Genomic DNA, 6510 nt, shown 5'->3' with positions numbered 1-6510 from the left:
CAGTAATGGAAAACTGGATAAAAAGGCTTTACCGGATCCGGATGGTTCAGAATTATCCAGCAAAGAATATGCAGCACCCCGCAATGAAACGGAAGAGCAGTTAGCTGTTATCTGGCAGGAAATATTAGGAGTTGATAAAGTAGGAATTCATGATGACTTTTTTGAATTGGGGGGGCATAGTTTATTAGTTATAAAATTAGTTTCCTTTATTAATGAGGTATTCTCTACAGATATCAGTATTAATATGGTCTTTGAATACTCAACGATTTCTGAGTTTGTTGATAATATGAATTCAGTGAATCATTTCAAAGAAAGCCTTATGGTTCCTTTGCAAGAAAAAGGAACTCTAAACGCTATATATCTAACTCCACCAGGGAGCGGAACAGTTAATTGCTATATTGAACTGACAAAACTATTAGGAAAAGATCAACCTGTTTATGCATTTCAATGTTCAGGATTATATGGGGAAGCTCCAATTTTAAAATCTATTGAAGAAATGGCCTCAGGGTTTATTACAGAAATGCAAAAAAAGGATCCGCATGGCCCTTATCGACTTGGAGGATATTCATTTGGAGCAACCGTAGCTTATGAAATGGCAGTGCAATTACGAAATGGCGGATTTCACGTCGAAGAACTAGTGATTTTTGATGGAAGAGTTTCATTTGAAGATAATAGTAAAATTGATGAAGACCAATTATTTCGGGAATTTTTAGAAAACCAAACAGAGGTATTTGGGGACGACTTTAATTTTTCAGATTTAGCTCTTGAAGAAAAATCTAAAGAAGAACAACTCGAAGCAGTGAGTAAATTGCTAAGGGAGTCAGAATTTAAACTAAGAGAGAAGGAAGTAAAAGGACGTTTAGAAGTTAATTTCTACAATGAAAATTGTTCCTATTTATACAAGGTAGAAGAAAAACTAAATACACAAGTTATTTTGTTTAAAACAACATATGCAGATTTGGATGGAAAAATAGTTTTTAACGATGATGATGTTTATGGATTTGACTATGGGTGGAATAAATATACTAATAAAGAAGTAATAGTACATTCAATATCTACAACCCATGATGCAATTTTAAATAGAGAAAATGTTGAGCAAATCGCATGTATCTTAAAACAGTAAGTAATAATAATCAGGCAGATAATTTAAAAAAGTAAAAATACATGGAATTTGGAATTATGTTTTTCGCTAGTAGTGAAGATTCCTTATCGGGAAATATTTATGATTTGGTAAAAAAGTGCGCTATCTATGGTGATGAAAATAATTTCTCATCTATTTGGGTTCCAGAACGTCACTTTACAGAATTTGGAGGAATATTTAATAATCCGGCAGTACTTCAAGCAGCTCTAGCAAGTATAACAACAAGAATAAGACTAAATAGTGGAAGTGTAGTTATGGCACTTCACGACCCCATACGTGTGGCAGAAGAATGGGCAATGGTTGATAATTTATCTAATGGACGAGTTGGATTATCAGTAGCTTCAGGATGGAATCCAGATGATTTTGTTTTTTTCTCACAAAATTATAAAGACAAACATAAGGTAATGTATGAAGGAATATCTAAAGTTAAAAAATTATGGAGAGGAGAATCTATAGAGCGATTAAGTGGTAATGGGAAAAAGGTAGATATCAAAATATATCCATCTACAGTCCAAAAAGAAGTACCATTTTATCTAACGGTAAGCGCAAATTCTGAAGGATTTAAAAATGCAGGTAAATTAGGATTTAATATTCTGACTTCAGTTCTAGATCAAACGGTAGAAGAGTTGTCAGTGAAAATAGACCTTTATCGACAAGCACGTAGAGAAAACGGTTTTGATCCTAAAACAGGTAAAGTTACTTTGATGTTACACACATTTATTGGGTTAGATAATGAGATTATAAAAGAGGAAGCAAGAAAACCATACTGTAATTTTTTAAAACGAAATAAAAAATTATTTGAAGGAATGGCTTATAATAGAGATCGTGATTTTTCATTGGATTCTTTATCTGAAGAGGATCTAGATGATTTTTTGAATTTTTTATATGAAAGATTTGCTAATACAAAAGGATTGATAGGCAGTAAAGAATCTTGCATCGATCTAGTACGAAAAATAACAGGGGCCGGAGTGGATGAAATAGCCTGCTTACTTGATTTTGGTCCTTCGTCTGACCGAATATTCGAAAATTTAAAATACATAACTGAATTAAGGCAGTCCTTGTAATTGACTAAATACATATTAAAACCGGGATTCATCGAGTTTTTATAATGTGTTTAGTCAGTTTTAAATATGAAAAAAAAAACATTGAAAAATTATTAGGATTTTTATTAATTAATAATTTTATTTGTAAGTATAATATTGATTTTAAAAGTAAAAAGAAATGGATGAAAATCAAATCGAAAGTTATAATCGGAATGGTTATATCGTAATTGAGGATATGTTTACTTTAGAGGAAGTGAATGTATACAAGAATGAAGTATCTTATTTTGAAAGTAAAAAAAAATTACCAAATGTTATTTGTGAGGATAACAAGATTCGTTCTGTATTTGCTCCTCACATGCATTCACAGATATATGCAAATCTGTACAAGGATTTTCGATTATTGAACATAGTACAAAATTTAGTAAAAGAAAACTTATATTTGTATCAATATAAATTAAATCTTAAAGAGCCATTTTTAGGTAAATGGTGGGAGTGGCACCAAGATTATCCCTATTGGCACTTCGATGATGGTGTGTCAACTCCAGATATGATTTCAGCAATGATTTATTTAGATGATGCAAAGTCTTATCAAGGCCCTTTAATGGTTATTCCAGGATCACAAAAAGAAGGTATAGCTAAATTTAAGGATAAAGGGAATCTCGATAAAAATGATATATTAAATTCGCTTAGCTCCAACTTAAAATTTACTGTTGATGATACTATTGTTAAAACATATGCAGATCAAAACGGCATTCAGGTCTTAGAGCTTAGAGCCGGATCAGTTGTTTTTTTTCATCCCAACTTATTTCATGCTTCTACAGGTAATCTTTCTCCATATGAAAGAGACACTGTTATTATAACTTATAATAGTATTAATAACTTGCCGGTTTCGGAAAATAGTAGACCAGATTATATTTGTTCTAAGGATAATAGTGTTTTGACTGAAATTGAGAAAATTGTATTGTAAATTGTCCGCAAAAAGCGGATTAATTTAGTCAAAAAATAAGAGGGTATTTTTTCTAAGTTAAAAACTTATGTAAAAACTAAGAAGCATAAAAAAAAGCTAAATCGAAAGATTTAGCTTTTTTTGTGACCTTGATGGGACAAATTATGATAAATTTTATTGAAGATTTGAAGAGATTGGCCTATTAAAGGTAGAGGCTGTCTTTGAGTTGCTTCAGCAATTTGGTTTAGATGTCCCATTGGGAATTGATGGAAAAATTTTATCACTTAAATAATTTGACATTAATTGCAATTATCGGTGTTAAATGATTAAAAAATCAATAACTAATAATTTATAAAAGCACTTTATATAGTTGAAAAATTGTCCGCCTTTGTTTCTTTTAGATTTTGATTGTTTGAAGACCTGTTGCTGCTGATACAAACAGGACTTTTTTTATCGAGACAATACATTATAGACTTATATTATGCAGATTTTTTATTTCGGACATTACAAAAGTACTCTGCGTACTGCCGATACTTTCGACAGATCCTAATTTATTGAAAACGAAATTCTGGTATTGTTTCATGTCCTTTGCGAATACTTTTAGGATAAAATCATAATCTCCAGAAATGTTATAACACTCCACTACTTCGTCAATTTTCAGGATGTCCTCAACAAAACTGTTTCCGATATTTCGGTCATGCTGTTTGAGCTTTATATTGCAGAAAACGATAAAACCATGGCTAAATTTTTCATGATCAATTAGTGCAATATACTTTTTGATGTATCCATTATTTTCCAGTTTTTTTACCCGCTGTAAAACAGGAGTAGGTGAGAGGTTTACTTGTGCGGCCAGTTCCTTTATGGTATAGCTGGAATTGTTTCCCAGTATCTTCAGCAAAAGCAGATCGGTAGTATCGAGTTCTTCCATAGCAAAAAAATCTTTTTAAGTTTCAAAAATACATTTTTAAAAGTAAATAACACTTGTTTTGTGTGGTAATACAGCTGAATTCTCTTAAGTGAGAACATCGGCCAGCTTTTTTAGTTGTATAAGGTAACTTTGTATAGAGAATGAAGCTGAATAAAATTTCAGTAAAGTAATATAATAAGAGCACATTGAAAAAGTTATTGAACGTATTAAGTAAAGCAGGTTTCGACGGTTTCCTGTTAATGATAGCCACCATGATTCTGCTGGCTTATTTTTTGCCGCAACCAGGAATGATCAAAGAACCTGTTTCGCTGGAAGAGATTGCCAATGTAGGCGTGTCGTTTATTTTCTTGTTTTATGGCGTGAGGCTGAGTGTTGAGAAACTTAAAGCTGGGCTTGCCAACTGGAAAATGCACATTGTCGTTCAGCTGACAACCTTTTTATTTTTTCCGCTTATCGTTTTGGTATTTCGCCCTTTGTTTGTCAATGCTGGCTTCGAACTGCTTTGGTTAGGTGTGTTCTTTTTGGCAGCTTTACCGTCCACAGTTTCCTCTTCCGTGGTTATGGTTTCCATCGCCAAGGGTAATATTTCTGCAGCTATTTTCAATGCTAGTATTTCCAGTTTGATTGGAGTAGTGGTAACGCCACTCTGGGTTGGGCTGTTCATCGCTTCTGCAACAGGTGATTTTGATACCACTGATATCTTCATAAAGCTGCTACTTCAAGTCTTGCTGCCTGTTATTATCGGTATAAGCCTCAACTCCCGTTTTGGCGCTATTGCCGAAAAATATAAGAAACAGCTCAAATATTTCGATCAGGGAATTATCCTCACCATTATTTACACGTCGTTTTCCAAGTCATTCTCCGAACATCTTTTTGAAGGCTTCACTGCCCTTGAACTTGCCGGACTCGCAGTAGGAATGATGGCCTTGTTTTTTGCTGTATTTCTTTGTGTTGGACTGCTCAGCCGCTTGTTTGGCTTTTCAGAAGAAGATCGTATTACGGTATTATTCTGCGGATCTAAAAAGTCATTGGTACACGGCACCGTCATGTCAAAAGTACTCTTTCAGCACAGTACCATCACCGGTATCATATTGCTGCCATTAATGCTTTACCATGCCTTTCAATTGATTGCTGCCAGCATCATCGCTCAGCGTATGGCTCGACGAAAAGAAGTATAATTTTTTATTTATGGCAGTGTTCTTTCTTCTTTTTTGGTAAAGAATCTCAATGCGGAGGTTAGCCGTTTGCAGCTACTTTTAACTGTCTGCGATCACAGGATAGCGGTTTCTTGACACTTGATTGAAGTTTCTTTGTAGAATGTATTGAAGAAGCAATAGTCTCTAAATTATTTGACCGTCTGCAGAGTCGCTACGCTAAACTCCACAGACGGTCAAAAAGAATACTATTTATAAATTGGAATTACATCCCAAATTCTTTGCGTATAATTTCTGCTCCAGCGCTTAAAGCACTTAGCTTACCTCTTGCAACGTTTCGCGCCAAAGGAGCCATACCGCAGTTTGTACTAGGGTAAAGATTTTCGATATCTACAAATTTAAGAGTTTTACGCAGGGTATCAGCTACTTCTTCAGGTGTTTCGATACTATTTGTTGCTACATCGATAGCTCCGACCATTACTTTTTTGCCACGAACGAGTTCAATCAGATTAAGAGGCACCTTTGAGTTATGGCATTCTAAAGACACAATATCAATATTAGATTTTTGAATTTTCGGGAAAATTTCTTCGTATTGACGCCACTCTGAACCCAATGTTTTTTTCCAGTCATTATTAGCTTGTATTCCATAACCGTAGCAGATATGTACTGCAGTTTGGCACTTTAAACCTTCAATGGCTTTTTCTAATACTGCCATTCCCCAATCGTTAACTTCATCAAAGAACACATTAAATGCAGGTTCGTCAAACTGGATAATATCTACCCCTGCATCCTGCAGTTCTCTTGCTTCTTCATTTAGTGCTTTCGCAAATTCCCAAGCCAATTTTTCCCTGCTTTTATAATGGTTGTCGTATAACGTATCTACCATTGTCATTGGTCCAGGCAAAGCCCATTTTATTGGTTTTTTAGTCAGTGTACGTAAAAATTTAGCATCATCAACAAATACTGATTTTTGACGTGCAACCTCGTCTACAACCATAGGAACATTCGCATCGTAACGGTCACGAATTCTTACAGTTTTACGATTTTCAAAATCTACACCGCTTAAATGCTCGATAAAAGTGGTTACGAAATGCTGGCGTGTCTGTTCACCATCACTAATTATATCGACTCCTGCCAAATGCTGTTCCTGTAAAGAAATGCGCAAAGCATCTTGCTTCCCTTCAATTAACTGATCTCCTTCTAATTTCCAGGGCGACCAAAGTTTTTCGGGTGGTGCAAGCCAGGCAGGTTTGGGTAAACTTCCAACGATTGAGGTTGGTAAAAATTTCTTCATATAA

6 protein-coding genes are annotated in these 6510 nt (G+C 34.5%); 4 read left to right on the top strand and 2 right to left on the bottom strand.

Features of this window, described 5'->3' with window-relative positions:
- From C8P67_RS17185 to C8P67_RS17175, 3 genes are all read left to right on the top strand, one after another.
- The coding region (locus tag C8P67_RS17185) for a thioesterase domain-containing protein (protein WP_211319926.1) at positions 1–1123 on the top strand (1123 nt) is incomplete at its 5' end.
- Between the two features lie 41 nt (positions 1124–1164).
- Positions 1165–2205, top strand: coding sequence for a MupA/Atu3671 family FMN-dependent luciferase-like monooxygenase (locus tag C8P67_RS17180; protein ID WP_115814414.1), 1041 nt, complete (start codon positions 1165–1167; stop codon positions 2203–2205).
- A 157-nt stretch (positions 2206–2362) separates the two neighbouring features.
- On the top strand, positions 2363–3151 hold the full coding sequence (locus C8P67_RS17175) for a phytanoyl-CoA dioxygenase family protein (RefSeq protein WP_115814413.1): 789 nt from the start codon (positions 2363–2365) through the stop codon (positions 3149–3151).
- Positions 3152–3596: 445 nt separating this feature from the next.
- Here C8P67_RS17175 and C8P67_RS17170 read toward each other — a convergent pair whose 3' ends face one another.
- Complete coding sequence (locus C8P67_RS17170) at positions 3597–4058, bottom strand: Lrp/AsnC family transcriptional regulator (RefSeq protein WP_115814412.1); 462 nt, start codon at positions 4056–4058, stop codon at positions 3597–3599.
- A 185-nt stretch (positions 4059–4243) separates the two neighbouring features.
- Between C8P67_RS17170 and C8P67_RS17165 the strand changes: the two genes are divergently transcribed.
- Positions 4244–5236: a bile acid:sodium symporter family protein gene (locus tag C8P67_RS17165; RefSeq protein WP_115814411.1), complete on the top strand. Its 993-nt coding sequence runs from the start codon at positions 4244–4246 to the stop codon at positions 5234–5236.
- A gap of 241 nt (positions 5237–5477) precedes the next feature.
- Here the strand turns inward: C8P67_RS17165 and C8P67_RS17160 are convergent, their stop codons facing one another.
- Positions 5478–6506 (bottom strand): methionine synthase, encoded by a 1029-nt coding sequence (locus C8P67_RS17160; protein WP_115814410.1) that lies wholly within the window; start codon positions 6504–6506, stop codon positions 5478–5480.
- Positions 6507–6510 lie beyond the last annotated feature (4 nt).

The sequence above is a fragment of the Flavobacterium aquicola genome (assembly GCF_003385115.1).
Taxonomy (GTDB): Bacteria; Bacteroidota; Bacteroidia; order Flavobacteriales; family Flavobacteriaceae; genus Flavobacterium; species Flavobacterium aquicola.
The sequence above is the reverse complement of the archived record's forward strand: the minus strand, read 5'-3'. Positions and strand labels throughout refer to the sequence as shown.

What these genes read in the sequence shown, in the direction of transcription:
- C8P67_RS17180 (WP_115814414.1), top strand. Translation starts at nt 1,165, where the DNA reads ATGGAATTTGGAATTATGTTTTTCGCTAGTAGTGAAGATTCCTTATCG.
- C8P67_RS17175 (WP_115814413.1), top strand. Translation starts at nt 2,363, where the DNA reads ATGGATGAAAATCAAATCGAAAGTTATAATCGGAATGGTTATATCGTA.
- C8P67_RS17170 (WP_115814412.1), bottom strand. Translation starts at nt 4,058, where the DNA reads ATGGAAGAACTCGATACTACCGATCTGCTTTTGCTGAAGATACTGGGA.
- C8P67_RS17160 (WP_115814410.1), bottom strand. Translation starts at nt 6,506, where the DNA reads ATGAAGAAATTTTTACCAACCTCAATCGTTGGAAGTTTACCCAAACCT.